This is a genomic window from Bifidobacterium bombi DSM 19703, from assembly GCF_000737845.1.
In the GTDB taxonomy this organism is placed as follows: domain Bacteria; phylum Actinomycetota; class Actinomycetes; order Actinomycetales; family Bifidobacteriaceae; genus Bifidobacterium; species Bifidobacterium bombi.
Genome location: NZ_ATLK01000001.1, coordinates 232,061 through 258,786 on the forward strand (window position 1 = coordinate 232,061; position 26,726 = coordinate 258,786).

A 26,726-nucleotide genomic window follows, 5' to 3' on the forward strand; every position below is an offset into this window, starting at 1 on the left:
GATGGTCTCGGCGGCGCATTCCGACGTAGTTGCCGCTGGAAGGGCGCCATCGGTTTGCTGATTCAGTGCCATTCGCGTGCAGTTGGTTTCATTGTAAACTGTGTTCGTATCCATGCACACAAGCCAAGCATGATTCGGGCCATGAAAGAGCCTTGAGGGAGGTCATGTGGTCGAACGGTCCACGCTCATGCGGCGATGGCGTGTCGAATTTGTGGGATTCCCTCCGACTGTTGGATTGAGAATATACCTATGAGTGTACCAATTCAAGGATGCTCATGCGTTTCGCTTCATCGCGCCAGTCCTGTGAGTTCATGTAAATCCAGTTCGAAGCTGACTCCGCGGTTCTCAAAATCCGGCTGATTAACGGTGTGCTCCATGGAGTGGCGGACGAATTCACCTGCCAGTGCTACCGCGTCTTTCAGCGGTTCACCTGCCATGACGGCGCCGCATACGGCTGAAGCGAAGGCGTCGCCTGTGCCGTGAATCATGTAGGGCAGCTTTTCGTGTGTCAGGGAGTCCTTCACGAGTTTCCCGTCTTCTCTTCTACCCACAAAGTTGTGCAAGGCGCCGTCATTGCGGTCGATGCCTTTGAGGATCACATTCTTTGTGCCCAAATCCAGCAATGCGTTGAGCCAATCGTCAACCTGTACGTCCGTGAGGTTCTGGCCAGGGTATGTACGTCCCGTCAGCAAGCTTGCTTCAGTGAGATTCGGCAGAAGCACGTCGGCACCTGCGGCGAGCGTGCCGGTTGCGTCGCACATCTCTTGTGTGTAAGTGGGATACATCTTCCCGCCATCTCCCATCACGGGATCGACGATGCGTAAAGCCGTGGGGTATTCATCGTAAAGTCGTTTGATCAGATCGACCTGTGTGGCTGAACCGAGGAAGCCGGAATAGATGCCGTCAAGCTCGACACCGATTTGTTTCCAGGTATCGAGATAGTCGTTCAACATGTCTGTGGTGTCGTGAAACGTGTAGACAGGAAATTTTGTATGCGCAGAAAAAAGCGCGGTCGGCACCGGGCATACGTCGCATCCAGCTGCGGAAAGGATCGGAATTGCCGCGGTAAGGGAACATTTGCCATAGCCGCACATGTCATGCACTGCGGCGACGCGGGGGGATGTATCCATGGGCCCTCGTGAAGAGCACTGAACTGCTTGTCATCTTGACCTTCTATCTGCACTGCCAGATGGCGGCTTATGTCGCTTTAAGAACTGGCTCTGCGTGAATACCGTACCATCGTAGTCAATGCTTCGCCACTTGAAGACCATATCTGAGTGATTCCCCGGGTGAGGGAGCTATGGCGGCAGCCGTTGTACACGAAATGTTGGCGGCGAAGGAAGTCTGGATTTTCGTGCGGGGTAACATTTGAAGCCGCGCTCATTGACGTCAAAAGCCTGGGCCTCATGGCTTGTCGGCGTTTGGCGCGGAGCTTGATGTTTCATGCTGACACACCTCATACAAATAGAATTTGACATTTTCGTCACAACTAAGCATTATTGAACTAAAGCGCTTTAGTAGTGTCGCATTGGAGGCTGATTGTTGCCTTCATTTGCGTCCTTGCTAATTAGTGAAGTCGACGCAAAGACGATTCCGTGCATGGCATACGATGCGAAAACGGATGAGGACCAAAGAGGGAAGGTGTAAGCAAAAGATGAGGTTTGGAGTTAACTACACTCCTTCGCATGGTTGGTTCCATTCCTGGTTGCATCAGGATTGGGACAGCGTGGCTAGGGATTTGGACGCCATAGCTTCTCTAGGTCTTGACCATGTCAGGATATTCCCGCTGTGGCCTGTGCTTCAGCCCAACCGTACGTGGATCAACCAGTCTGGGCTTGACGATCTTCGTCATATGGCCCAACTGGCTAGCGATCGTGGTCTTGATGTCTATTCGGATGTGCTGCAAGGACATATGTCGAGTTTCGATTTTCTTCCTTCGTGGCTTATCACATGGCATAAGACGAACATGTTCACCGATTGCAAGGCCATTGAGGCGCAGTCCCAGCTGGTAAGCGCAGTTTACGATGCGCTGGCTGACGTTCCTCGGTTTAGGGGGCTCACGGTCGGCAATGAATGTAATCAGTTTGAAGACGCCTCGCATCCAATGTCCATGCCCGCGAACGCAGAACAAATCAACGCATGGCTTCATGCCATGATCGATCCCATCGAGTCCGAGGCGTCAAGGCGCGGTCAGATTGTTGTTCATGGTGAAAATGATGCCGTCTGGTATGAGGAAGGCCATGCGTTCACGCCTACCGCAGCTTCGAGTATCGGTGATGTCTCGGTCATTCATTCATGGGCTTTCAATGGGACGGCCCAAAGGTATGGCTCACTCTCCGAAGCGACGACCCGGCATGCGGAATATCTTATGGAATTGTCCAAGGCGTTTGCGACGCAGCCGGATCGCCAGGTATGGCTTCAGGAGATCGGTGCGCCAGGCAATGTCATCAATCAAAGCGACGCCCCTGAATTCTGCAGGCGCTCCGTGGAACACGCGTTGGATTGTGAAAATACATACGCGATTACGTGGTGGTGCTCGCATGATGTCGATAAAAGCATGGGTGATTTTCCTCCATTCGAGCACGATTTGGGTCTTTTTGACCAAGATGGAAACCTTAAACCGCTTGGGGTGGAGTTCTCTCGGTTGGTCAAGGATTACAGCTTGGCCCGCGTTCCCAAACCCCGCAGGTGTGCGCTCGTCGTGCGGAGCGATGAGCAGGGTGAGCCCGTGATGAAGTCGGCTTGTGCTCCGGGCGGTTCGTTGTTTGACAAGTGGATGGAGCTCAGTGACGCTCATGAACGCCCTGCGATTGTCTCTTCAAAGCAGGCGCAGGACGCGGAGTTTCTTGCGAACAGAGGAATACAGGAGTGTATAACGGTTCCGATGCAAGCCGGCATTCCGTACAACGCTGTTTCCGACCCCTCACTTGGATAGTGCAATACGCGGTGTATGGAGGGAATTCTGAAGGCGGCCTGGTGCCGCCTGAGCTAATGGTCTCGCGAGCCTGTGTCTTAAGAGAAATGCCATCTGACTTTGAATGAAACACGTAGTGATGAAATTGACAATCCTGGTTCCATTGTGCATAATGTAACTAAAGCGTTTTAGTATCTTTGTTGAAACGACAGGAGGTGAGTGATCACAAGGAAGTGAAATGATGATGAACGTTGATTCTGACTTATCGAAAAATTAAAGAAAGGGAAAAGATGTTTTCAATGAAGAAAGTCGCAGCCGTCACCGGAGCGGCTGCTATGCTGCTTTCGATGGGCGCCTGCGGCAACAAGGACAATGAAGCCGCCAACGGCAACGTCGAGATTAAGTTCCAGACTTGGAACCTGAAGAACGACAAGTACACTCCGTACTTCACCAGTCTTATCTCCGCGTACGAGAAGAGCCATAAGGGCGTGACGATCAAATGGATCGACCAGCTCTCCGATAATTATGAAGAGAAGCTTTCCGCTGATGCGGCCGCCAATAACCTGCCGGATGTGCTGGATGCGAATCCGTCGTTGATGTTCGGCCTTGCGAAGGCCGGTGCCTTGATGGATGTGGGTAAGGAGGCTCCGAACGCTTCAAAGAATTACTATCCGAACGCTTGGAAAGCGGTCACTTTCAGCGGCAAGGGCATTACGACGGCGGCTTACGGCTTCCCCTGGTACGTCAATGACGGCCCGATGTATTACAACATCGAGCTGATGAAGAAGTGCGGGCTTGATCCCGACAAGCTGCCGGTGACGTATGATGACTACTTCGCCGATGCCGACACGATGGTTAAGAGCGGTTGTGGTGCGTTCATGTCCACGAACACGGCCAGCGACGCAGCCGACTATGCATCTGCGGGCGTTCAGTTCATGAGCAAGGACAAGACTGAATACACGTTCAATACGCCGAAGGCGGTCGCTCATCTGCAGCGTTTCATCGATCTGTACAACCAAAAGGGTATTCCGCCGGAAGCACTGAATGCACAGTGGTCGCAGCAGGGTGAGTTCTTCCAGCGTGGCAGCATCATCGCCATGGGCGGCAGCGCCTATTCGGCGGCCGATTTCAAACAGAACTCGCCGGATTTGTACAAGAACCTGGCTGTAGGGCCCAAGATTACTGATGAGGGTCGTTCCGCGACCGTGAGCTACGAGATGCTGGCGGTGAATTCACAGACCAAGCATAAGAAGGAAGCACTCGACTTTGCCCAGTTCGTCACGAACTCCAAGAATCAGCTCGAGTTCGCCAAGAAGTCCAACACCTTCCCGTCCAGTGCCGGCGGTCTCGACGATCCTTACTACAAGAAGATCGATACCAGCGATTTGCAGGGCAAGGCTCTCGCCATCACCCTCAAGGAAGTGCAGACCGGCTATTCAAGCCGTCCTCCGCAGTTCACCGATGCGGCTGGGAGCCAGTATCTTCAGCAGCAGGTGGCGCTTGCGATGCAAGGCAAGCAGACGGCAAAGCAGGCCCTTGACAAGACAGTTGATTTCGCGAATAAGAAGTTGAAGTAGTTATAATATGAATGATACGGATATTTCCGTCGGTTCCCGTTCGGAGGCTTCGGTCTCCGGGCGGGTGGAACCGTCGATGAAGAAACTTGAGGAAGGCAAGCCTCGCAAGCCGAAGCGTTCAATCGGAACAATACTTGCTCCGTACCTGTTTTCCTTCCCGGCGTTTGCGATTGTGTTTGTATTCGTCGTCATAGCAGCCCTCAATACGTTCCGTTTGGCTTTCACCGATTCAACGCTTTTGATTCCCGGAAAGTTCGTAGGTTTCCAGAACTTTGTCGAGGTCTTCCATGACGAGTACTTCTGGACCGCAATGTTGAACTCAACGCTATATGTGGTGTGCGTGGTGCCGTTTATGGTCATCTTGCCCTTAATATTAGCCAATTTGGTGCGTGGTAATTCTAAGATTATGGGCTTTTTCCGGACAGCTTTCTACACACCAGTGGTGATGTCGGCGGTAGTTGTCGGTATGATTTGGACGAATCTTTTGGATTCCAAGGGATTGATCAATTCCATTCTGGAAACCACACGCATCATCAAGCACCCAATACCTTTTCTCACTGATCGCTGGCTTATACTTTTCAGCGCGATGTTCGTCACGATTTGGCTGGGTTTGGGCTATTACATGGTAATTTATCTCACCGCCCTGGCCAATATCGATGATGCGCTTTACGAGGCGGCTTCGTTGGATGGAGCCGGTCCCGTGCGCCAGTTCGTCTCTATCACCATGCCAGGTGTGCGTTCCACGATGGTGCTGATTATGATGCTTTCGACCATTGCCGCATTCCGCGTGTTCAATGAAATTTATGTTCTTACGAACGGCACCGCAGGTCCTGGTGGTGAAGACATCACCATGTCCATGCTTATTCAGCAGCAAGGCACTGGCATTCAGGCTCGCACGGGGTACGCGAGCGCTATATCGCTCATCGTATTGGCAGTTGTCGGAACCATGCTTATTGTGCAGCAGATTGTCCAAAAAAGGGGTGAGGACTGATGGGCCATAAGAAAATAACCTTGGGGAAGGTCGTCCAATATGTTGTTCTTGTTTTCATGTTCGTCCTTTTGGTAGGTCCGTTCGTGTGGGAACTTTCCCTATCTTTCAAAGGGCCAGGAGACAACGTCTACGCAGTGCCGCCGTATGTGATTCCCAGAACGCCGACCATCGAAAATTACAAACAGGTGTTCCGTCAGGTACCCGTTTTTCACTACATGATCAACACGATCATCGTTGCGATTATCGCCATTGCAGGGAATGTCATATTCTCGACTATGGCCGGTTACGCGCTCGGCCGTTTGAAATGGCGTGGGCGCAATGCGATGCTCGCCTTGTTCATGGGCACGATGGTGATTCCCGTCGAAGGCGTCATGATCTCCCAGTTCCTTATCATCCGCAGCATTCATTTGCAGAATACGCTTCTGGCGGTGGCTCTACCTGGGATGGTGGGTGCCATCAACATCCTGCTGATGACGAATGCGTTCAAGGCGATACCGAACGAGCTTGAGGAGGCGGCGCAGGTCGACGGCGCCAACGTATGGCAGCAGTTCTTCCATGTGTGCCTTCCGCAGGTTAAAGGAACGATGACCGTGGTCGGAATATTTGCTTTCGTAGGGGCTTGGAACGATTTCCTGTGGCCATTGATCGTCATATCGGATGAAAAGAATTACACGTTGACACTGGGCATGAACAGGTTGAAGGGCATGTTCGTCTCAGACCCCAGGCTCATAGCGGCCGGTGCCTTGGTGTCGTTGATTCCTATCCTCATCTTCTTCGCCTGCTTCCAGAAGTACTTCTTCCAAGGTCTGGAACAAGGCGGAATCAAAGAGTAAAACAGGCATGGCAATCAGCAAAGGTTGTTTGCTTGGAATTGCTCGTATGCTTTCAATGGCGGTCAATGATTGGAAGCATACGAGCAATGTTGTTTACGGATGTTATGGGAATGCGTCCATTGTCCTGTGTTTGTTTTTCGACAGCTAGGCGGTCACTTCTCTCATTATTCCGCTGGTCTCTTGGGGCTTTCGAGGATGAAGCCCATGCATAAGGCATCGAGTGTCTTTTCATTTTATGGCGGTGCAGCACAATTGAAAGAGAAATCAACAGCAAAGGAGCAGTTATGAAAAGAAGTGCACGTTTTGGTCACCTTTTGTGGGTGGCGTTCGCGGTGTTGCTTGCATTAGCTGTGGCATTTTCGGGATTTTCATTGGAGGCCAGCAACACTTATGCGCAGGCGGACAAACAATCAAGCTCCCTCAATCGGAAGCATTTTATGGTGTATTACCGTGCTTGGCGTGACAAAACCATGAAGGGTGTCAATACCTCATTGCCGGATGAAAACTGGCTTACGATGTTGGACATCCCTTACGGCGTTGATGTCGTTAACGTGTTCAGTTATGTTCCGGCCGGGCAAGAAGAGCAGGCCAAGCCTTTTTACGATGCCTTGAAGAGCACTTACGCACCTGAATTGCACAGAAGAGGCGTTCGATTAGTCCGTGGGGTCGGTTACAGCACGATAGTTGCCGTGCCTCATGCCGGAGCTGAGCCGACTGAACAGGAGTATGAGAATTACGCCGCATATCTTGTCAAGACGCTGTCCACTGATGTCGGTCTCGACGGCCTAGACATCGATATGGAAGAGTATCCCAACGATCAACAGGTTAAGCTGAGCGATGGAGTTATCAAGGCGATGTCCAGGTTGATTGGTCCACAATCAGGCAACAGACAATCGATATTTCTGTATGACACCAACGGCAGCTATCTGAATCCGTTCAAGAATGTAGAGAATTGTTTCGATTTCTTAGCCTATCAGCAATACGGAAGCGACTCGACGCGTACGGCGAGAGCAGTGAATGCTTACCAAGGCCAACTGCCGGCCGATCGATTCGTGCCCGGCCTCACTTTCCCTGAAGAACAGGACGGCAATAACAGATGGCTTGACGCTTCTGAGCCATATACCCAAAGCAATATATATGAGGTGGCCAGCTACGTCCAGCAAAAAAATCTCGGTGGTATGTTCTTATACGCTTTCGATCGTGATGGACGGACGTATGAACCTGATGATCTGAATCATATCAAGCCATCCAATTTACTCTGGACGAAAACCGCCATCGCTCAAGTCAACGGCATGGAATTGGGTGAAGCGAAGTCCCTTGCACATCACTTCGTCGATCGCATGAAATATGTGAAGTCCAATATCACTGAGGTGTCTGCGGCTATTGATGCCGGAACCAATCTATATGAAGTCAACAAAGCCGTATTGGGTTCTGATTATGGCACCGGTTATGACCCTACATATGATCCCATCCTTGAATCGGAGCTCACCCAGGTGGATATTTCCGAAGTGGAACGGAGCATCGACCGTGCGGATACACTCATCAACGCGTTGTCTCACGGCGGGTCGTATGATCCTTCTCGAGTCAGCGCATTAAAGAGCGCCCGAGACAACGCCGCGCGGGCCATCGGAGGGAAGACCTATACCGTTCAGGGGGTTGCTGGGGTGGCGTCCAATCTTATTGAGTCCTTGAAAACTTTCGACGTTTCGAACCTACCGGCTAATCCTGCGCAGAATCCTTCGTCGGTGCCCAGGCCGCGCGAGAAAGACTCGTTGGCAGCGACTGGATTTGATGCGGCTTCCTGCATCGAATTCACGGCAGCCGTGTGTTGCGCGGCCGGTATTCTGCTTGAAATGGCCAAGAAGAGGTCTTCGGCGACGCGGGCGTAGATTATAGGAATGTGCTCGATTTGAATTGACGCGAGAAGCATATGAAAAAACGGACTCGATCTGACGGTCGGGTCCGTTTTCTTGTCATCTTGCTTTGGGAATGCTTAGTGGTGGTGCTTGCCGGAGAATCTCCCGATGTCTACGTATAATTTAGCGTGTCGAGATTGACTTTCAGAGTGTGTTTAGGATAATTGAACTAAAGCGTTTTAGTACCGCAAGTTCCGGTGCTGCAACGATGCCGCAAAATTCAACCGAGGAGAATTCATAGATGTTTCTTGTACCGGACCAACAATTAAGCAGATGTGATCGGGTCATGCAGCAAAGGCTCGCTCCGCACATCCATCATGTGATGGCCACGTGCACTCTGCGTGCTTTTGATAATCCTGGGGAGCCGGAACCGTCATCGGAGTTCTTGGCCAAGGTTCGTGATGGTTGTGTCGAGTTCCATGAATTCAATGTCCCTGGCGTCTGGGGGACGGTATGGGGAACAACGTGGTTTGAAATCCGCGGCGTGATTGATTTGGCGGCGGCTCAAGGCAAGAAGATCGAGCTTGTGGTCGATCTCGGTTGGCGTGAGAATGCGGGTCCTGGTTTCCAGGCCGAAGGAATGGTCTATCGTGCGGACGGTTCCGCCATCAAGTCGGCTCACCCACGCAATCAATGGATCCCGCTGATTGATGAGGATGGCACCCGTCATTGCGACATCAACCCCGATGGAAGTTTTACGTTGTACATGGAGGCGGCTTCCAATCCGTTTGTAGAAGGGCCGACTCCTTTCTCTCCCACCGATCGCGGGGAATGCGCCACAGGTAAACCTGATGATCCGTATACGCTGCGGCGTGTGGACGTTTGCGTGTTCGATCGCGAGGCGCATGGATACTACGAAGACTTGGAAGTGGTCTCACAGCTGATGCGTGAATTGCCGAAGGATTCTCCTCGGTATTGGCAGCTGGCCAAGGCGTTGCAGCGTAGCCTCAATGCCTATGATGAGCGCAACCTGAGCACTCTCGATGAGGCAAGAGAGCAGCTGGCCGGTGTGCTGGCCGAACCAGCGCAGTCCAGCGTCGTTAATCATGTCGCAGTGGGTCATGCGCACATCGATTCCGCCTGGCTGTGGCCGGTCAGGGAAACTCACCGTAAGGTAGCTCGTACTGTCGCCAACGCTTTGGCTCTGATGGATGAGGGTCCGGACTTCATATATGCCATGAGCTCGGCGCAGCAATATGAGTGGCTCGAACAGGAACATCCGGACCTGTTCAGGAGGGTGCAACAGCGAGTCAAGGAAGGACGTTTCATACCCGTCGGAGGCATGTGGGTCGAATCAGACGGCATGTTACCTGACGGTGAGTCCTTGATTCGTCAAATAAGTTTCGGGCAGCGGTACTTCAAAGATAAATTCGGCATGAATCCACGTGGCGTCTGGCTGCCAGACAGCTTCGGATATACGGGGGCGTGGCCTCAGATAGCCAGACGAGCCGGTTTTGATTGGTTCCTGACGCAGAAAATCTCCTGGAATGACACTACCAAGTTCCCGCATCATTCGTTCGTGTGGAGGGGAATAGACGGAACGGGGATTCTCACGCACTTCCCGCCAGTGGACTCGTACGATGTGCCAATGAATGTGCACGATTTGACGTACTCGCAAAGTAATTACCTTGATAAGGATCTTTCGCGCAATGCTATCATACTGTTCGGCTACGGTGACGGCGGCGGTGGCCCCACCCGCGAGATGGACAGCAGGATTCGTCGTATGCGCGACCTTGATGGGGCTCCCAAGGTCGATTTCGGTGCGCCAGATGAACTCTTCGATAGGGTTCGCGAGGAAATCGTGGATCACGGCGACGGCGAGACGCCGTCGTATCAAGGCGAACTTTACCTTGAGCTGCATCGCGCCACGCTCACCGCACAGCAGGAGATGAAACGTGGCTGCCGGCGTGAGGAAAACATGCTGCGAGTTACTGAGTATATGTGCGCTTCGGCCAGTGTGCGCAACCCGGATTATCGGTATCCCGAAGATGAACTCAACCGTATTTGGAAGACGCTGCTGCTCAATCAGTTCCATGACATTCTCCCTGGTTCAGCCATCGCTTGGGTATGCCGTCAGGCCCGCGAGGAATATGCACGGGACATCGCGCGTCTCGCTGAAATAGCGCAGGAGGCCGGTGATGCGATTTCCTCCGTCAGACCAGATGTTGCAGAGGTGAGAAACGCACGTATCGTCTCGGTTGCCGACCGTCCGGAAGACGCTTGGAGAGTATTCCGGGCGAACCACGTGCCTGCGGCTGTGGAGGCTTCGAACCCCGTGACCCAAGCGCAGGTGGCATCTTCGGCTGTCGGCGTGCAGCCGGTCGGCGCTTCGGCTGTGCTGCTGGACCATGACGGTGAGGACACGGTTCTTGACAATGGTCTTCTTCGTGTCACCGTCACACCTGATGGTTGTGTCAGTTCACTGTACGATTTGTCGGCAGACCGTGAGCTTATTCCGCAAGGGTCTGCGATGGGTCGTTACGAACTTATGACCGATCAGCCATTCCAGTGGGACGCTTGGGACATCCAACGCGACTCGTTCCTCATGGCGAGCGCCATTGGAGACTCACAAGTTGTCAATTCAACCGTGGAGCCCGATGGTTCAGTGCGGGTTGATGTTGAGACCAAGGCGTCCGGCGTTGACATATGCACCCATATCTCATTGCGCCCCGCCAGCCGTGCGCTGGACTTCGACGCGCATGTGGATTGGCACACGAAGGAGCAGTTCCTTAAAGTCGATCTGCCGCTCGCCTTGACGCCCGTCAATGCCCAATATGAGTGCCAGTACGGCTTGATTGAACGCCCGATCCGTAAGAACACTCAAGCCGATGAGGCGAAGTTCGAAAGCTGCACTCGCCGATTCGTCCGTTTGGAGGATCCGACCTATGCCGCTGCCGTGGTGAACGCCTCCACATACGGTTCTGATATAGCTCCTATCGATGCGGACGCGCATGAGTCGAAGCAGGCAGGAACGATGCTTCGGTTGTCGTTGCTTTCCGCTCCGCTGTACCCAGATCCCAACACAGATCAGGGTGAGCACAGCTACTCCTGGTCCGTGGTGACTCAGGCGGATTTGGATACGGTGCTGGCCCAGGCGTCCAGAATCAACGCACCCGTCCTTCCGGTACTGCCGGACATCAGCCCACTGGCACAGGTTGAAGCACAGGAAGGCCGCATGGTACTGGACTGGATCAAGATGGCAGATGATGGTTCCGGCGACGTCATCCTAAGACTTTATGAGCCTTCAGGTGGCCGGGCGAAGGGAACGCTGCACCTGTGCGGCGAACTCGAAGGCGGACGTATTGAGGAAGTCGGTCTGTTGGAAAACGCGCAGATTGATGATGATTTGTCCCGCGCCATCCAACCGGGGATTCATGATGCAGGAGACATGGAAATACATTTGGAGCCCTACCAACTCGCCACATTGCGCATACACCGCTAGAGCTGGAAGTCCTAAATAACGTGGCTATAACATGATTCGTCAATGTGTTCCGCTGTATAAGCCTGTGCCATATGGTGGAACACATTGCGCAACGGACCTCCTGTCGATGGCTCGTTTTTCGCTACCGTGTTTGCGGCGGGCTTGCGTCTCCCCTATGATAAGAATCAGCCAATCGTTCAAGGCTGATTGGCGCGCTTGATGGAGGAAGGTCAACTCGATACGCAAGTGAGCAGGTTGTGTCGCAGATGCGTTCGTTACAGGTTGGAAAAGGACGAGTTGTTATGGAAGACGATGGTGTGAACGCTCGTCGGGGGCGTGTCAGCCTCAAGGACGTGGCTGACGACTTGGGTATTTCCCAGACCGCCGTGTCATTCGCAGTCAACGACCGTCCAGGCGTTTCGAAGGAGACGAAGGAACGGGTCAAGGAAGCGGTTGAAAGACTTGGATGGAGTCCTGTGTACGCCGCCCAGGCTTTAAGCTCCTCGAAGACCATGACGGTCGGTTTCGCTCCTTCGCGTTCCCACAGCAACCTTCAGTCGGAATCGTTCATGTTGCATTTCATGTCGGGCCTGCACGATTCTCTCAGTCGCCAAGGTTACGGTTTGCTCTTCCGTCCGACTTCTTCGTTGCGCGAGGAGGTGGAGACCTATCGCGATTGGGGCCGTCGCAAGCGTGTGGACGGAGTAGTGTTGGTGGATTTGCGCTCGGATGATCCGCGGCCCCAACTGCTTAGAGGAATTGGAATCCGCACAGTGCTTGCCGGAGGGCCTGATCCGAGCAATCTCATCCCGTCACTCTCGATAGATGATTCGGGAACAATGGCGAAGGTAATTGAGCATCTGGTGCAGGCGGGGCATAGCCATATCGCTTATTTCGCAGGCAATGAGAATCTTGACTACAGCAAGGCCCGTGTCGCCTCATTCATCAAGCTCGCGCAGCAGGACCATCTTCGCGCACCTACAGTGGTTCCCACACGGTTCGACACCCAGCTAGCCGTGCGGAAAACCTGTGGTCTGATGGCTTCCCCTGACCCGCCAACGGCATTCATCTATGAAAATGAAACGATGGCAGCGGCCAGTCAACGGGCGTTGGAAGAGCTGATGGCCAACAGAGGTGTGGTCGCACCAGGGGGTGAGAGTTTCGCTTCCAAAGAAGGATCCGTGGCGATGCCGCATTTGCCGGCCATCGTCAGTTTTGAGGATTCGTTCGTGTGCAGCGCCGTATATCCGTCGATAACCGCCGTTCACCGTGACCCCGCTGAATACGGCAAGAAGGTGGCTCGACTGTTGATCAAGGACATGGATGGCGAGCATGTGGCCGGCAATCGGAGAATTCTTGCGCCAAGACTGGTAGTGCGAGAAAGCACGAGTTGGACTGTCGATTAGAAGCTTTGCCTATACAGGGCGACCATGTTGTGGCTGCCATCTCATCCTCGGGAATGAACGCGAGGGCAATCACACACTGAGGTGAATTCGTCCTTTGGCATGATATCTTCCCGTTGCATCGTCGTCTACAGTTGTGGTCATTGGGTAATGCAACCGATAGATAGGAGAGCGACATGGCTCAACTCCCTAATGATGCACCCGTCTTATTGCGCAACGTGAGTGATGGGAAGCGTGCCGAAGATGGACGATTCGCGGTTCAGGCCATCGACCTCGTCAAGGATTATGGTCATGGTGAGAATCTCGTTCATGCGTTGCGGCATGTGGACATAGGGTTCGAGCGAGGTAGATTCAGTGCGATTATGGGTCCTTCGGGCTCGGGGAAATCGACGTTGATGCACACGCTCGCAGGTCTGGATTCAGTCACGAGCGGTCGAGTGTTCCTGGGCGGCGACGAGATCACCGGATTGAAGGACAACGAGCTCACCGTGCTCAGAAGGTCAAAGATAGGCTTCATCTTCCAGAGTTTCAACCTTCTGCCGATGTTCACCGCGGAGCAGAACATACTCATGCCATTGACGCTCGCCGGCGGCAAACCTGACAGGGAATGGTATTCCAGGCTGGTGGAGACGTTGGGGATTGCCGACCGTCTCAAACACCGTCCCTCCGAGCTTTCCGGTGGTCAGCAGCAGCGTGTCGCCATAGCCCGTGCCTTGATCACGCGGCCGCAGGTCGTCTTTGCGGATGAGCCTACAGGGAACCTGGACTCCGCATCAAGCGCCGAGGTCCTGAGTTTTCTCAAGCAATCTGTGAAGGAGCTGGGGCAAACCATCGTGATGGTGACCCACGATGCCGTGGCGGCTTCGTATTCTGATCGCGCAATAGTCTTCGCCGATGGCCGCATTGTGGCGGATGTCGACCATCCCGAAGCAGAGCAGATGAGCGATTTGCTGATGAGGGAACGGAAACTTGCCATACGCGATTCCATCATGCCAAGACACGGCGTGGAGCAGTCGCAGATCGGTGGTGTGGGTTCGGCATTAGGTGTTGCCGCCTCGTCGGGACGCCATGCCATGCCTGGATCCAACTCGGGTATGCATTATTGAACATGTATGGAACCATTGCCGCACGGGCACGGCGTTGCGGCGCCGCCTCGAGCGATTCGACGTAAAGGCGCGGAGGACAGTCGGCAGTTCACGCGCATATGATTGGAGTTCCAAAAAGCGATTCGACGCAAAGGCACGAATGACGGTGCCATGAGACCGAAGAAATGAGAGAACGGATATGTGGTCCATAACTCTGAGACTGATGAAAAAGAACGCGAAGATGCTCATCCCTGCAGGCATCGCCATCATGATAGGCACAGCGTTCATAGCGGCGACCTTCCTCTTCGGCAATGCCATGGAGGATTCGTTGACGACACAAATGACCGCGCAGTACGGACGGGCTACTCATGTGGTGAGCCAGAAGGACGAGGATGAGGTCGCGCTCCCGGAGGGTATGACGCCTACCGTGGGCGATTTCAACATTGATTCGATGCGTGCAATCGATGGTGTCGAAGACGTGAGGGTTATGATGCAGACCGAATTCACGGTTGCGACACAGGGCAGGAAAGCCCATCTGTACGTTGAATCCACTGCGGCGGACACGGCGTTGCTGCCTGTGAGCATCGTCAAAGGTTCACAGCCGAAGGGTGCCGGTCAGATAGCCCTACCGGAAGGCATCGCGAAGGATTTGCATGTGGGCGTCGGCCAGAGTATGCAGGCGAAGCTGGGAGCTGCCGATGTGCCAGATGAAAAGAGTGGTGGTTCTGCGCCGGGTGCGAGTCGAGAGGCATTCGGTGAGGATGTATCAGGGAAACCGGAAGACGGTGGGTCGTCCGACGATGCCGTTGCCTCCAGGACATCGTCCCCTGAGAATACAGGCGTGGATTTGAAGGTGGTGGGCCTTACCCGGGACGATACTGGATTATATGGTGCTTTCGGAGGTGCCGCGATCGTTTCGGATGACGTATTGGTGCGCAGTTACGGCGTCACCGATGTCAATCGGATTCCCGTGGATTCCGCGACGGTGCTGGTGAAGATCAATCCCGCCAAGTTCGGCACGGCGCCGGCGGCCATCAAAAAACTTCTGCCGAAAGGCTACTCTCTGTCCACCAGGCAGGCTCTGGCCGATGGGCGTATCCGCAAACTGAGCAAGGAAGGCACGTCTGTGGTCACCACCTTCCTGCTGTGCTTCGCGATTCTCGCCATGTTCGTGGCTGCACTGGTCATCGCCAATACGTTCCAGGTCATGGTGGCCCAGCGGCGCCGTACGCTTGCGCTGCTGCGCGCCATCGGAGCCAAGAAAGGGCAGTTGTACCGTTCGGTGCTTACGGAAGCTGGCTTGCTTGGCGTCATCTCCTCCATCTTGGGCATCGTTCTGGGCGTGGCACTCATGGAACTGATGTGCGGTACAAAATGGATGAACGCATCAGGCGCGCCCTTGAAGGTCGTCGTCACGCCTCCGGTCATTTGGGTGCCATTGGTGTTCGGCGTCATCGTTACGGTTCTGGCCTCCATCTCTTCGGCGCGGTCGGCTACGAGCGTCACGCCTTTGGAGGCGTTGCAGCCGTTCGAAGCTGCGGCCTCTCGCAAAGCCGGACGTGTTCGTGCCTTCCTGGGGATCTTGATGCTTGTGGCTGGATTGGTGCTTTGTTTTGCTGCGATTCGCCAGATGCCCGGTCTCATCAATGGTTCTGGAGCTTCGCAGAAGGATAGTTCGAACACATACGATGGGCTCCTGCTTTCGGCCATCGCTGGCTGCGCTCTGATATTTCTTGCTCTCGCAATCATGGCTGTCTTCTGGCTGCCTTGGATCATGAAGGGCGTGGGCTCAGTGATCTCGCATTGCGGTCCAAGCGCCAATGTTGCCAGCGCAAACATCCAAAAGAACCCTCGCCGTGTGGCGGCCACAGGGCTGGCCCTGCTCATCGGCGTCACATTGGTCTCAACCATCGCGACCGGGGCGGCAAGCGGAAAGCGGACCATCAACGAATCGCTGGACTCCCATTACAGTGTCGACATGTCGGCGGACGGCGACGGGCTCGACCGGGCGGCGGCCAGGGAGATTGCCGTCGTGAAAGGAGTGAGTAAAACCCTCTATATGCCGGCCGCCATTGTGCAGATCAAAGGGGACAAGGGCCTACAGGATGCGGATCGGCAAATGCTTCTTGTCGGTGTGGATTCCATCGAAAGCCTGCGGTCCGTGCTTCGTCTGAATCTCAGTCGCACGACATTGGACGACGGCAGCGTGTTACTGCCGCAAATATCCGAGGCAACGGGTCACAAGCTCACCGTCGAAGAAAAAGTGGTGTTCCAATCGGCGGATCTGGGTGATGAGGCCAAACCTAACGGCAAATCGTTGGTGTTGAAGTCGAGCCAACTTGATTACCGTCGGGTTTCAGGCAGCACTCAACCCGTTGGTTTCGTAACAATGAAGCATTTTCGCAACGGTGATCTCCACGCCCAAAGCCACTTGCTTATCGGCCGGCTGGTCGATCCGAACGACATGACGGTGTTCAAGGAAATACAGGCATCGGTCTCAAACAACCACGTGCAGATATCAGGCCCGGCCGTGGAAAGGCAGAGATGGAATAAGACAATCGAGAGTATCATGCTGCTGATCGTAGGGCTTTTGGCTGTCGCCGTGCTCATCGCGCTCATCGGCGTGGCGAACACGCTCAGTCTTTCGGTCATAGAACGCACCAAGGAGTCGGCGACGTTGCGTGCCATAGGTATGACACGTGGCCAGTTGAAGCGGTCGCTCGCCATCGAGGCGTTGCTCATATCACTGGTCAATGCCGTATTGGGAGTGATGCTTGGAACCGGCTTCGGCTGGCTGGGTGCCTACATGGTGTTCAGCCTATACGGGAAGGTTTCGTATCCGTTTAATTGGAAGGTCAATGGCATCATGCTCATCGTCGCCGTATTGGCGGCGCTCTTCGCCAGTGTGCTTCCGGCCCGCAGAGCTGTGAAGACGCCTCCTGTGGAGGCTTTGGCAGAAGCGTAGCGCAGGCATTCGATGACGTCCTTGTACATACGAAGTGAAGCGCGGTGTGCAAGGACATCATCGCTGCGCCATGGGCAGTGCAATCCGGGTGGCACGTTGTCATCCGCCAGCGACCATGGTCGTTGATTGCCCGCCATGCGCGTTGCCGTTGGGTTTTCTATCGCGGCTTTCTCGGACAAGGCGATATTGCGCCGTGCACTGAATGGCTGGAGTCGTGCGGTTGTCGTGCCTATAATAAAAGCATAGGCACGAAGCCTGTTTTCGGGGAGGAAACGATGTTTGATTATGCAACGACGTATACGCCGGATCAGAACCGGTATGGACGGCTGGATTACCAACGGTGTGGGAAGAGCGGTTTGATGCTGCCGCCCGTCTCATTGGGTCTGTGGCACAACTTCGGAGACACCGGCAATTACGACACCATGCGCCGCATGATGTTCACCGCGTTCGACAACGGCATCACCCATTTCGATCTCGCCAACAACTACGGTCCCGAACCCGGTAGCGCCGAGGTGAACGCCGGTCGTATTCTGCACAAGGATTTCGCCGGTCATCTCGATGAGCTGGTCATCAGCACCAAGGCAGGTTTCGAGATGTGGGAAGGGCCATACGGCAACTGGGGCAGCCGCAAGTACCTGCTCAACAGCCTCGATCAGAGTCTGGAGCGTCTGGGGCTTGATCATGTGGACATCTTCTATCACCATCGCATGGATCCGAAGACGCCACTCGAGGAGACCATGGGTGCGCTCGCCACGGCCGTGAGTAGCGGCAAGGCCTTGTATGTCGGACTTTCCAACTACGACGGACAGACGCTTGAGGAGGCCGCGAAGATTCTCGATGAACTGCATGTGCCCTTCATCATCAACCAGAACCGTTACAACATTCTCGACCGCACGGTGGAGCGCAATGGACTTAAGGAGACGGCCCGAAGACTGGGCAAGGGGTTGATCACGTATTCTCCACTTGAGCAGGGCATTCTTACGGACCGGTACCTCAAAGGCGTGCCGAGTGACTCACGTGCCGCGCGAGGCGAAATGGACGCTTCCGAAGTCGATCGAACGGCGGCCAAGGTCGTCAAGCTCAACGAGATCGCACGACGCCGAGGTCAAAGTCTTGCCCAGATGGCCTTGGCCTGGCTGCTTCAGGACGATACGGTGACCAGCGTGCTTGTCGGGGCTTCTCGCCCCGAGCAGATACTTGATGACCTCAAGGCGGTGGGGAATACGGAGTTTTCCACTGACGAGCTGAAGTCCATCGACGCCATATCCCAGGCCTGAGTGGTTTCGGCGTCCGGCCGTCGCAAAACGAGTCGCGCAGCGTAGGGTAATGCCGCAGGTTCACTGATTGTCAAGGTCCGCGATGGCTGCGGTGTCCCGATGCTCATCACTGTATCGTTATCCTGATTCCGTACTGATTGCTATGCGGCTTGTGCGCAATTCGTCGTGATTCCAGGGTCCGTCTTTGCGGTCGGTTTCCGGCATCATGACGAATGGGGCGGTATGGAGTGTACGTTATTGTGTGCGACTTTCTCGGCTGGTGCTCATCTTGGCGGCGCAGGGGCTTGCGAAGCCGGAATCCGCACATGCCGGGTGCGTTTTAGGAAACGAGATGGTTGTCGTAGGCGAATACCACTGCCTGCACACGGTTGCGAGCATGTATTTTGGCTAGGATATGCGCCACATGCGTCTTCACGGTGGGCATGCTGATGAAGAGCTTATCCGATATCTCTTGGTTTGACAGGCCGCGGGCGATTTCCACCAGCACTTCGCGCTCTCGTTCGGTAAGGTCGTCAAGCTCCGGATCGGCGTATGCGATTCCTTCACCATTCGTCTTTTTGTCATCGCCTTGATTCTTTGATATGGAAGGTTCGATCGTCGAGGTGCCCATTCCTGTGTCTCCTCTTGCACTCATATGGGCGATAAGGCGTTTTGTGGCGCTCGGGGCGATGATGGCATTGCCTTGGTATACGGTGCGAATCGAACTGAGCAGGGTCTCCGGTTCGGTGTCTTTGAGCAGGAAGCCTGAAGCACCTGCGTTGATTGCGCTCATCACATATTCGTCCAGGTCGAAGGTGGTGAGGATGATGACTCTGGTCGCTGGTCTCCGATTGGCGTATTCCCTGGTCTGCCTGTCATCAGATTTGGTGTCGTTGGCCTCCTTGTATGCATCATTCGCCTCATTCCCTGTCGTTGCCGGTGCAATGTTCCGGTCGTGGTCCTGATCCTCCATGATAAGACGGGTGGCTTCGATGCCATCGACCCTGGGCATACGCACATCCATAAGCATCACATCGGGCCGGAGCCTGCCGCACATCGACACGGCCTCATCGCCGTCGCCTGCCTGTCCGACGACGGTCATGTCAGTCTGAGAATCGATGACCATCGCGAAACCGGCGCGAACCAGTTCCTGGTCGTCCGCGATCAGTACCCGTATCGGTTGCGTTTCACTCATGCCATCACTGTAACACGGCGTATGTGCGGCTGGCCCGAAGAATGGTCATCGCGACACAGGGTGCATTCTCGGTTCCTTATGTGATTCGGAAGGGCTTTCCTCGGTCTGTCTCAGGACACCCAGCAGACTTCGTATGTGGCTCAGCGCTTGCCGTCCTTGGCGGGCGATGGAGGCGAAGGATTGGGCTATGCGTTCGGCGTCGGTTTCGGATGGTTGCAGTCCGTCTGAGCGGGCTATGGCCTTCAACAGTTCCAATCCGACTTCGGTTTCCTTGATGACGCTGCCAAGGGCTCGGTCCACGTCGGCTTGGATTTCGGAACTGATGTGTGACCGCTCAAGATTGGCAGCCAAGACCTTCTGACGTTCCCTTTCGCTCGTGAGCGCCTCGGCCCGCGCCCTGAGAAGGATGGCATTGTTGCCGTTTAGCTTGACCATCATTGCACAGATGATGATCACCAACGTCACCGCGGATGAGAAGGCCGCAATGAGCAGGAACAATCCAAGCGAACCGTACGAATCAAGCGCCGGCCGGGACGTGTTTCGTGGCCTGCCGTTCGGCAACAGGTCAAGCATGCTGCCGTAACCCTGTGATTGCGTCGTGGCCTTCGCTGAAAACAGCAGGCAGGTGGCGAAAGCAGCCAGGCTTGACCAGATTCTTGCGGAGCGTACCGAGTAGAGGCATATCGAGTAAAGCAATACCAATGCCAAAACATCCATCGATGGTATCGAATCGAGGAACACCATATGAATAAGCACCGTTGTCACCGCCAGGCCGGCGCTGAAGCGTGGGCATCGACGTCGTAGGGCCAATGCGAAACAGATGGGTAGGCTTTGCAGGAAGCTTTCGGTAGGAGTCAGTGAAGGCCGACCGATCAGATACGTTTCGGGGACGGAGGTCAGGAGCATGCCGGTCGAAGGTTTCATCGTGACGATGAGGAGAATCAGAGAGGCCACGGTGGCATCGACGGCCAGATAATGACGCTGCCCCCATATGGAAAACCGGTTCATGAGTCCGGACCATTTGCGTCGATTCTGGTTGTTGGATGCTCTGTTCTGCTGGTTGGACGCACCGGTTGCGGTCGTCACGGCGGCATGGGAGTGCGGAGAGGAGGGATATGCCAAGACATCGCCGTTTTCATCCGAGATTCGGTTTTGCTTGCTTCGTGCGTCTGTAGCGTCCCGTCCCTGCTTCGAATGGTTCCCGTATGCCGGACCGACCGCCTCTTTCGCAGCATCGTCGACATGCGCAATCGCCCCCTCTTGGGCGGACGTTTCGTCGGTTCGTACCTCGTTGGCCTCCCGTATGGCGTAGGGTATGACCGCGCGGACGGTGAATCCGCCCCCGACGCGAGGGCCGCTGCTGAGCTTGCCTCCTATCGCTTCCAGACGCTCGCGCATACCAATGAGCCCGTAGCCGCTTTTGTGGGCGTCCAATGCCGACGCCGCCCCGCGCCCGTCATCGGTCAGTTCGATTTCAAGCGCGTCGGTCGTCCACTGTTCGATGTAGTTCACGTGTGCGTGTGCCCCCGCGTGCCTGCGCACGTTCGTGAGTGCTTCCTGGACGACCCTATAGGCCACGCCGTCGGCCTGGACGCTCAGTGAGTTTGAATTCGGTTCGCCGACGATGCGGCGCGAGACCGACATGTTCGCTCCGTCGCACGGCTTCCCGATGAGGGTGGCGATGTCGGCATAACCGTGATGCTCGGTCTGTCCGAACATGCCGAACAGTCCTTTCATGTCGTCCAAGGCGTGTCGGGATTCCAGTCTTATGGTGTTCATCGTTCGCCTGGCGAGCTCCAGGTCGTGGGTTGCGGCGTACCGCCCTCCATCGGCCTGGGCGATGACGGTCGAAAGGGTGTGCGCCACGACATCGTGCATGTCACGCGCGATGCGTGCCCGTTCCGCCATACGCGCGATATGCGCCTCCTCCTCGTTTCTCGAGGCGATGGCCCGATTGCGTTCCCGCAACATGGTGACGGTGTGTCTTCTCGCCCTTTGCCAGTAGCCCAACACGATGGCCAATGCCAGGAATACGGCCGTGAATGAAAGCCTCTCGAGCGAATCGTGCAGCAGGCGGCTTCCACAGGCCTTGGTAAGACCACTCGAATAGGCGGTGGCGCAATCGAGATTCCCTGTGATGGTCCGGGTGCTTTTGGGGGGAAACATCGGGCCTGCGACCCGCGACCAGATGATGGTGGGCGTAGCCGCGAACGTCATGAGGAACGTCAGCAGAATGAAGGATTTGGTGTGCTCGGGTTTCCCATAGGCGATGACCGAATACACCAATGACATGGTCGAAAATACGTCCACGGGCAATAAGGTGGGGCCAAGTATGAGTTGAAGAAGAACGAGCAGCACGAAGATGAGTGCGCTCGGCTCGGGATATTTGCGCCGTGTCGCAATCGGCACGGCCAGAGCGACGGTCCACAGCATCACTGACAAATCCCCTGGCATCCACAACAGTCCGGCGGTCATGCTCCTGGTTGCGGCGGCCAGGGAGATCATGGTGAACAGCAAAGCAAGCGCCGCGTCGAAGATCATGGTGTGTCTCTTGCTCCATGCGACGAATTTGTTCAATGCTCCCATGCCTTCAGACTATCGTGAAGTGAGGGCGTGCTCCATCATACGCAGTGGTGATATGTCGCGTCGCTGCGCTCCCGATCCTTGATGCCGGCATGTGCGGATTTGGCACGGTGGTGGGCAGGTAGGCCCGTATACTGATGGCTGGCCGATGATTTATGCTGTTTGTCACACTGTTTGGGACTATCGGGTCTCAAGGGGCCGTGTGGTTGGATTGCGAGGTGCGAGATGGCGTTGCTGGCGAAATATCATGTTCCGGGACTGTATGTGGAAGACCGTTCCATTCCTGTTCCGCTTGACTGGAGAGGAAAGACGCCAGGGCAGTGGGTATGCGGGTCTCAAGAGGGCGTCGACAAGAGCGGAAGGACGCTGCAGCTATTTTATCGCGTCGTGTGTGCACCTGAACATGTACATGATGATCTGCCGCTATTGGTGTTCTTTCAGGGCGGTCCGGGTGGAGCGGGACCGCGTCCGATCAGCCCATCCAGCGACGGTTGGATTGAGGAGGCGGTCAGGCATTTCCGCGTCATCCTTCCTGACCAGCGTGGTACTGGCCGTTCCTCACGCGTGGATTCGCATGTCATGGTGCGTTTTGGCTCGGCTCAGGACCAGGAGGCATATCTTAAGCGCTTCCTCGCGGATTCCATCGTGCGGGACTTCGAGCATCTGCGCCTGACGCAATTTGCTGGTGCGCGATGGGTGACTCTGGGGCAAAGCTACGGAGGGTTCCTCACCTTGGCCTATCTTTCATTGTTCGCTCAAGGGGTCGTCGCCAGCTTCACCACCGGTGGCATTCCGCATGTTCCGGCCGACGCCCAGGAACTGTATGAGCATACGTTTCCGCGCATGGAGCGTAAATCGCTTCAATATTATGAACGCTATCCACAGGATGTCGAACGTGTTGGCATGGTGGCGCGAATGTTGACGGACGACGTGCGCCCTGTGAAGTTGACCAATGGGGATCGACTCACCGTGGAGCGTCTGCAGACGTTGGGTGCGACTTTCGGAATGAAGCCAAGTTTCGAATGGGTGCACTGGGTTTTCGATTCCGCGTTCGTGGACGGTGACGGGTCGGCCAGCGTCAGGTCCGCATTGTCCGATCAATTCCTGGAATCGGTGGAGTCCTATTCATCGTCGAATCCGCTGTATTGGCCGCTTCAAGAGGCTATATATGCGGATGGGGGCGACGAGGGTGAGCTTGCCCGTCCCCTCGATTGGGCCGCGCAGCGGGTGCGTGACGGGCTCCCGCAGTTCGGTACGGACAGGTGTCCGTTGCTGTTCACGGGCGAAGCAGTCTTCCCCTGGATGTTCGAGCAAGAAAGCCAGTTGCGACCGTACCGGCAGGCCGTTGAACTGCTCATGCAGGACGTGCGGTTCCCGAAGATCTATGATGCGGCACAGCTGGCCCGCAACGAAGTTCCGCTTCAGGCGGCGGTGTATTTCGATGACATGTACGTGCCTTCAGAACTTCAGCTAGACACGCTTTCGCGGATAGGCAACTCCCATGCCTGGGTCACCAATGAGTTCGAGCATGACGGCGTGCATGGACCGCAGGTGTTCGCGCGTCTGTTCAAGCAGGCTCTGGATCGCGGCGATTTGGAGGAGCTGTTCTGACCAAGCTGGTTAAGATGGTTACGATTATGTGAGGAGTATGAAAGGAACGCATATGGCTTACGATTTGACTGATATCACAGTGGGTTTCATCGGTTTCGGGAACATGGCCCAGGCTATGGCCAAGGGTTTGGTGAACGCCGGGGTGGTTCGAGGCAGTCAGATTATCGCGAACGCGGTTCATTTCGACAAGCTTGAGCAATCGGTCCAGGCTCTGGGAGCACGGGCCTCCCACAGCGCCGCCGAGACCGTCGATGCAGCGGATGTGGTAATCGTGGCCGTCAAGCCATACCAAGTCGAGAAGGCGCTCGCAGGTGCGGAGGACCTGCTGAGAGCGAATGGAAGATTTCTGCTTTCAGTGGCGGCCGGACTTGACCTTCGATATTATCAGGACTTGTTGGGTAAGGATGTGCATGTGCAGTGCGTGATTCCCAACACCCCCATCGAAGTGGGTCAAGGGGTGCTGGTGACTGAGAGCGCCGATTCGCTCACCGATTCACAGCGTGAGGCCTTCGAGGCGCTGTTCAGTCCGGTAGCTCTCATTGAGCGTGTGGACACCGCGCTGATGGGCATCGGCTCCTCCGTTGCCGGCTGTGCGCCCGCGTTCACGGCCATGTATATTGAAGCCCTCGGCGATGCCGGCGTGAAGTATGGGCTGCAGCGCAATGTCGCCTATCGGTTGGCCGCGAAGATGACCGAAGGTGTGGGGGCGCTGTATATGGACACCGGTGTGAACCCGGGGGCTCTGAAGGACGCCGTGTGCTCTCCGGGAGGAACCACCATCAAAGGTGTCACGGAGCTGGAGAAGGCCGGTTTTCGAGGTGCGGTGGTTCGTGCCGTCGATGCCATCGAGATGGGCTGAGTCGTTCTCGATGTCCGTCATATGTGACGAAGAAGCCATGTCAATGGTGGTCCGTAGGTTCTCTGGATTGGTATAATGGAGGGAAGTCAGGGGTTGTGCCGTTACCTACCAGTCAATCGTCGACTCGGTGGCCCGGCGTGCGACCTATGCATAGAGTATCGAGGAAAGGCGGGGTTATGTCTAATCTGGTACTTTCATCGCGCCTCGTTCCCGCCATTCGTTCCCTGCGCAGACTTGGGGCACCGCGCTCCGGCGCCAAGCTGGTCTACATCCCGACGGCGGATATGGGGGACTGGCGCAGGAAACCCGTTTCCCGCCATCTGAACATCCGTCGACTGACCCAAGCGGGCTTCAACGTGCATGTGCTTGATGTGGCCCATGCGACGCCGAATGAAGTGGAATCCGAGCTTCGAGGTGCCGATGTCATTTGTGTTGGCGGTGGCAATACGTTTTATCTTATGCAGGAATTGAGGCGTTCCGGCGCGGCGGACGTCCTTGTCGAGGAAGTGGATGCTGGCAAACCATATATCGGCGTTTCGGCCGGCGCGGTGGTCGCGGGGCCGGACATCGGTTATATAGCACCGATGGACGACCCGGCAAAGGGACGTTTTCTGCAGACCTGTAAGGGACTTGGATTGGTCGATTTCCGCGTGGTGCCGCATGTCGGTGCCGCGCTCTTGGGGCGTGCGGCGGCATCGATAGTCAGATTGCAGGAAAATCTGGCTGCTTCGATGGCTGGGCGTCAACCGCTGTCATCGAAGCTGGAACTGTTGACGGATAGAGAAGGCATCGTCATCAACGGTGCCAAGGCCATACGACTGGCCATCTGACACCGGCCCAAGAAGTTCGTCATACCGTTCCCACGGTGATGTTCGTCATGCCACGGACACCCCATCGTGGCATGTGACGCCGCCAGGCAAGGCTCGAAGACCGTGAAGCGAATGCCCATGGCGGTGCCGTTGTCTGCTTTGCACCGCGTCAAGCCCCGCCGTAGACTTAAGGTATGTCTTTAACAATAGGAATCGTAGGATTGCCCAATGTCGGCAAGTCCACCATGTTCAACGCCTTGACTCGCAACAACGTGCTCGCGGAGAATTATCCGTTCGCCACTATCGAGCCGAACACCGGCATCGTTCCACTGCCCGATAAAAGGCTTCCCGTGCTTGCTGATCTGGTACATACCGACAAGGTCGTTCCGGCGACGGTCACTTTCGTCGATATCGCCGGCATCGTTAAGGGCGCCTCCGAAGGTGAGGGTCTGGGCAACAAGTTTCTGGCCAACATACGTGAGGCGGATGCAATCTGTGAGGTGGTGCGTGCCTTCGAGGATGACGACATCGTGCATGTCAACGGGAAGGTCGATCCAGCCGACGACATCGAGACCATCAACACCGAGCTGATGCTGGCCGATCTGCAGACCATTGAGAACGCATTGCCGAAATTGGAGAAGGATCTGCGCGGAAAGAAGGTCAGTCAGGAATATGTTGACGCCGTCAAGCTGGCTCAGCGAATTCTGGGTGATGGTGAGACCATCGACCATGCCGCCGCTGCAGGCAAGATCGACAAGGATTCCATTTACGACCTGCATCTGATGACGGCCAAGCCGTTCATCTACGTGTTCAATGTCGATGACGACGAGCTTTCCAACGAGACCCTGAAGAAGCGGCTCGCGGATTCGGTCGCACCAGCGCAGTCCATCTTCCTCAATGCGCAGTTCGAATCCGATCTTACCGAACTCGATGATGCCGATGCCCATGAGATGCTGGAAGACGCAGGACTCAAGGAATCCGTTCTTGATCAGCTGGCTCGCGTCGGTTTTGATGTGCTTGGGTTGCAGACGTTCCTTACCGCCGGAGTCAAGGAAGTGCGCGCGTGGCAGATCCATCAAGGTTGGACTGCCCCGCAAGCGGCTGGTGTCATCCACAGTGATTTCGAACGCGGTTTTATCAAGGCCGACATCGTTTCCTACGACGATTTCGTGGCTGCCAAAGGGTCTATGAACGAAATCAAGGAGGAAGGAAAGCTTCGGCAGGAAGGTCGTGATTACGTCATGCAGGATGGGGACATCGTCGAGTTCAAGTTTAACGTGTGACCAGACCAGAATATTACGGCGGTTG

The 26,726-nt window shown here is 55.4% G+C and carries 16 protein-coding genes and 2 pseudogenes; 14 read left to right on the top strand and 4 right to left on the bottom strand.

Going from position 1 to position 26,726, the window contains the following annotated elements; all coding sequences use genetic code 11:
- Positions 1-287: 287 nt before the first annotated feature.
- The gene (locus BBOMB_RS00905; RefSeq protein ID WP_044093266.1) at positions 288-1,130 is read right to left on the bottom strand and encodes a pyridoxamine kinase; all 843 of its coding nucleotides are present in this window, start codon (positions 1,128-1,130) and stop codon (positions 288-290) included.
- A gap of 524 nt (positions 1,131-1,654) precedes the next feature.
- Here BBOMB_RS00905 and BBOMB_RS00910 point away from each other — a divergent pair.
- From BBOMB_RS00910 to BBOMB_RS00955, 10 genes are all read left to right on the top strand, one after another.
- Positions 1,655-2,935, top strand: coding sequence for a glycoside hydrolase 5 family protein (locus tag BBOMB_RS00910; protein ID WP_044086389.1), 1,281 nt, complete (start codon positions 1,655-1,657; stop codon positions 2,933-2,935).
- Between the two features lie 278 nt (positions 2,936-3,213).
- Positions 3,214-4,491, top strand: coding sequence for an ABC transporter substrate-binding protein (locus tag BBOMB_RS00915; RefSeq protein WP_238549845.1), 1,278 nt, complete (start codon positions 3,214-3,216; stop codon positions 4,489-4,491).
- Between the two features lie 76 nt (positions 4,492-4,567).
- The gene (locus BBOMB_RS00920) at positions 4,568-5,482 is read left to right on the top strand and encodes a carbohydrate ABC transporter permease (protein ID WP_414133059.1); all 915 of its coding nucleotides are present in this window, start codon (positions 4,568-4,570) and stop codon (positions 5,480-5,482) included.
- On the top strand, positions 5,482-6,315 hold the full coding sequence (locus BBOMB_RS00925; RefSeq protein ID WP_044086392.1) for a carbohydrate ABC transporter permease: 834 nt from the start codon (positions 5,482-5,484) through the stop codon (positions 6,313-6,315). The genes BBOMB_RS00920 and BBOMB_RS00925 overlap by 1 nt, the downstream gene beginning before the upstream one ends.
- Before the next feature lie 284 nt (positions 6,316-6,599).
- Entirely contained in the window at positions 6,600-8,204 is a 1,605-nt protein-coding gene (locus BBOMB_RS00930; RefSeq protein ID WP_052377321.1) for an EndoS/ChiA family endoglycosidase, read from the top strand.
- 268 nt (positions 8,205-8,472) lie between these two features.
- The gene (locus tag BBOMB_RS00935) at positions 8,473-11,673 is read left to right on the top strand and encodes an alpha-mannosidase (RefSeq protein WP_044086393.1); all 3,201 of its coding nucleotides are present in this window, start codon (positions 8,473-8,475) and stop codon (positions 11,671-11,673) included.
- A 281-nt stretch (positions 11,674-11,954) separates the two neighbouring features.
- Positions 11,955-13,058, top strand: a complete 1,104-nt coding sequence (locus tag BBOMB_RS00940) for a LacI family DNA-binding transcriptional regulator (protein WP_044086394.1) — start codon at positions 11,955-11,957, stop codon at positions 13,056-13,058.
- Positions 13,059-13,231: 173 nt separating this feature from the next.
- Positions 13,232-14,161 (top strand): ABC transporter ATP-binding protein, encoded by a 930-nt coding sequence (locus BBOMB_RS00945; protein WP_081867196.1) that lies wholly within the window; start codon positions 13,232-13,234, stop codon positions 14,159-14,161.
- 178 nt (positions 14,162-14,339) lie between these two features.
- Positions 14,340-17,105, top strand: a complete 2,766-nt coding sequence (locus BBOMB_RS00950) for an ABC transporter permease (RefSeq protein WP_044086395.1) — start codon at positions 14,340-14,342, stop codon at positions 17,103-17,105.
- Between the two features lie 275 nt (positions 17,106-17,380).
- The gene (locus tag BBOMB_RS00955) at positions 17,381-18,382 is read left to right on the top strand and encodes an aldo/keto reductase (protein ID WP_044086820.1); all 1,002 of its coding nucleotides are present in this window, start codon (positions 17,381-17,383) and stop codon (positions 18,380-18,382) included.
- 319 nt (positions 18,383-18,701) lie between these two features.
- Here the strand turns inward: BBOMB_RS00955 and BBOMB_RS08455 are convergent.
- The 3 genes and pseudogenes from BBOMB_RS08455 to BBOMB_RS00965 all read right to left on the bottom strand — a co-directional run.
- A pseudogene (locus BBOMB_RS08455) lies at positions 18,702-19,199 on the bottom strand (LuxR C-terminal-related transcriptional regulator); the annotation flags it as partial.
- Positions 19,200-19,328: 129 nt separating this feature from the next.
- A pseudogene (locus BBOMB_RS08460) lies at positions 19,329-19,556 on the bottom strand (response regulator transcription factor); the annotation flags it as partial.
- 45 nt (positions 19,557-19,601) lie between these two features.
- The gene (locus BBOMB_RS00965; protein WP_044086399.1) at positions 19,602-22,142 is read right to left on the bottom strand and encodes a sensor histidine kinase; all 2,541 of its coding nucleotides are present in this window, start codon (positions 22,140-22,142) and stop codon (positions 19,602-19,604) included.
- 222 nt (positions 22,143-22,364) lie between these two features.
- On the opposite strand from BBOMB_RS00965, the gene BBOMB_RS00970 reads away from it, so the two are divergent.
- The 4 genes from BBOMB_RS00970 (at position 22,365) to ychF (ending at position 26,701) form a co-directional block, all read left to right on the top strand.
- On the top strand, positions 22,365-23,750 hold the full coding sequence (locus BBOMB_RS00970; protein ID WP_044086400.1) for an alpha/beta fold hydrolase: 1,386 nt from the start codon (positions 22,365-22,367) through the stop codon (positions 23,748-23,750).
- A gap of 52 nt (positions 23,751-23,802) precedes the next feature.
- Positions 23,803-24,609, top strand: a complete 807-nt coding sequence (proC, locus tag BBOMB_RS00975) for a pyrroline-5-carboxylate reductase (RefSeq protein WP_414133042.1) — start codon at positions 23,803-23,805, stop codon at positions 24,607-24,609.
- A gap of 176 nt (positions 24,610-24,785) precedes the next feature.
- On the top strand, positions 24,786-25,439 hold the full coding sequence (locus tag BBOMB_RS00980) for a Type 1 glutamine amidotransferase-like domain-containing protein (protein WP_044086401.1): 654 nt from the start codon (positions 24,786-24,788) through the stop codon (positions 25,437-25,439).
- A 173-nt stretch (positions 25,440-25,612) separates the two neighbouring features.
- Entirely contained in the window at positions 25,613-26,701 is a 1,089-nt protein-coding gene (gene ychF, locus BBOMB_RS00985) for a redox-regulated ATPase YchF (protein ID WP_044086403.1), read from the top strand.
- Positions 26,702-26,726: the final 25 nt, after the last annotated feature.

What these genes read in the sequence shown, in the direction of transcription:
- BBOMB_RS00905 (WP_044093266.1), bottom strand. Translation starts at nt 1,130, where the DNA reads ATGGATACATCCCCCCGCGTCGCCGCAGTGCATGACATGTGCGGCTAT.
- BBOMB_RS00910 (WP_044086389.1), top strand. Translation starts at nt 1,655, where the DNA reads ATGAGGTTTGGAGTTAACTACACTCCTTCGCATGGTTGGTTCCATTCC.
- BBOMB_RS00915 (WP_238549845.1), top strand. Translation starts at nt 3,214, where the DNA reads ATGAAGAAAGTCGCAGCCGTCACCGGAGCGGCTGCTATGCTGCTTTCG.
- BBOMB_RS00920 (WP_414133059.1), top strand. Translation starts at nt 4,568, where the DNA reads ATGAAGAAACTTGAGGAAGGCAAGCCTCGCAAGCCGAAGCGTTCAATC.
- BBOMB_RS00925 (WP_044086392.1), top strand. Translation starts at nt 5,482, where the DNA reads ATGGGCCATAAGAAAATAACCTTGGGGAAGGTCGTCCAATATGTTGTT.
- BBOMB_RS00930 (WP_052377321.1), top strand. Translation starts at nt 6,600, where the DNA reads ATGAAAAGAAGTGCACGTTTTGGTCACCTTTTGTGGGTGGCGTTCGCG.
- BBOMB_RS00935 (WP_044086393.1), top strand. Translation starts at nt 8,473, where the DNA reads ATGTTTCTTGTACCGGACCAACAATTAAGCAGATGTGATCGGGTCATG.
- BBOMB_RS00940 (WP_044086394.1), top strand. Translation starts at nt 11,955, where the DNA reads ATGGAAGACGATGGTGTGAACGCTCGTCGGGGGCGTGTCAGCCTCAAG.
- BBOMB_RS00945 (WP_081867196.1), top strand. Translation starts at nt 13,232, where the DNA reads ATGGCTCAACTCCCTAATGATGCACCCGTCTTATTGCGCAACGTGAGT.
- BBOMB_RS00950 (WP_044086395.1), top strand. Translation starts at nt 14,340, where the DNA reads ATGTGGTCCATAACTCTGAGACTGATGAAAAAGAACGCGAAGATGCTC.
- BBOMB_RS00955 (WP_044086820.1), top strand. Translation starts at nt 17,381, where the DNA reads ATGTTTGATTATGCAACGACGTATACGCCGGATCAGAACCGGTATGGA.
- BBOMB_RS00965 (WP_044086399.1), bottom strand. Translation starts at nt 22,142, where the DNA reads ATGGGAGCATTGAACAAATTCGTCGCATGGAGCAAGAGACACACCATG.
- BBOMB_RS00970 (WP_044086400.1), top strand. Translation starts at nt 22,365, where the DNA reads ATGGCGTTGCTGGCGAAATATCATGTTCCGGGACTGTATGTGGAAGAC.
- proC (WP_414133042.1), top strand. Translation starts at nt 23,803, where the DNA reads ATGGCTTACGATTTGACTGATATCACAGTGGGTTTCATCGGTTTCGGG.
- BBOMB_RS00980 (WP_044086401.1), top strand. Translation starts at nt 24,786, where the DNA reads ATGTCTAATCTGGTACTTTCATCGCGCCTCGTTCCCGCCATTCGTTCC.
- ychF (WP_044086403.1), top strand. Translation starts at nt 25,613, where the DNA reads ATGTCTTTAACAATAGGAATCGTAGGATTGCCCAATGTCGGCAAGTCC.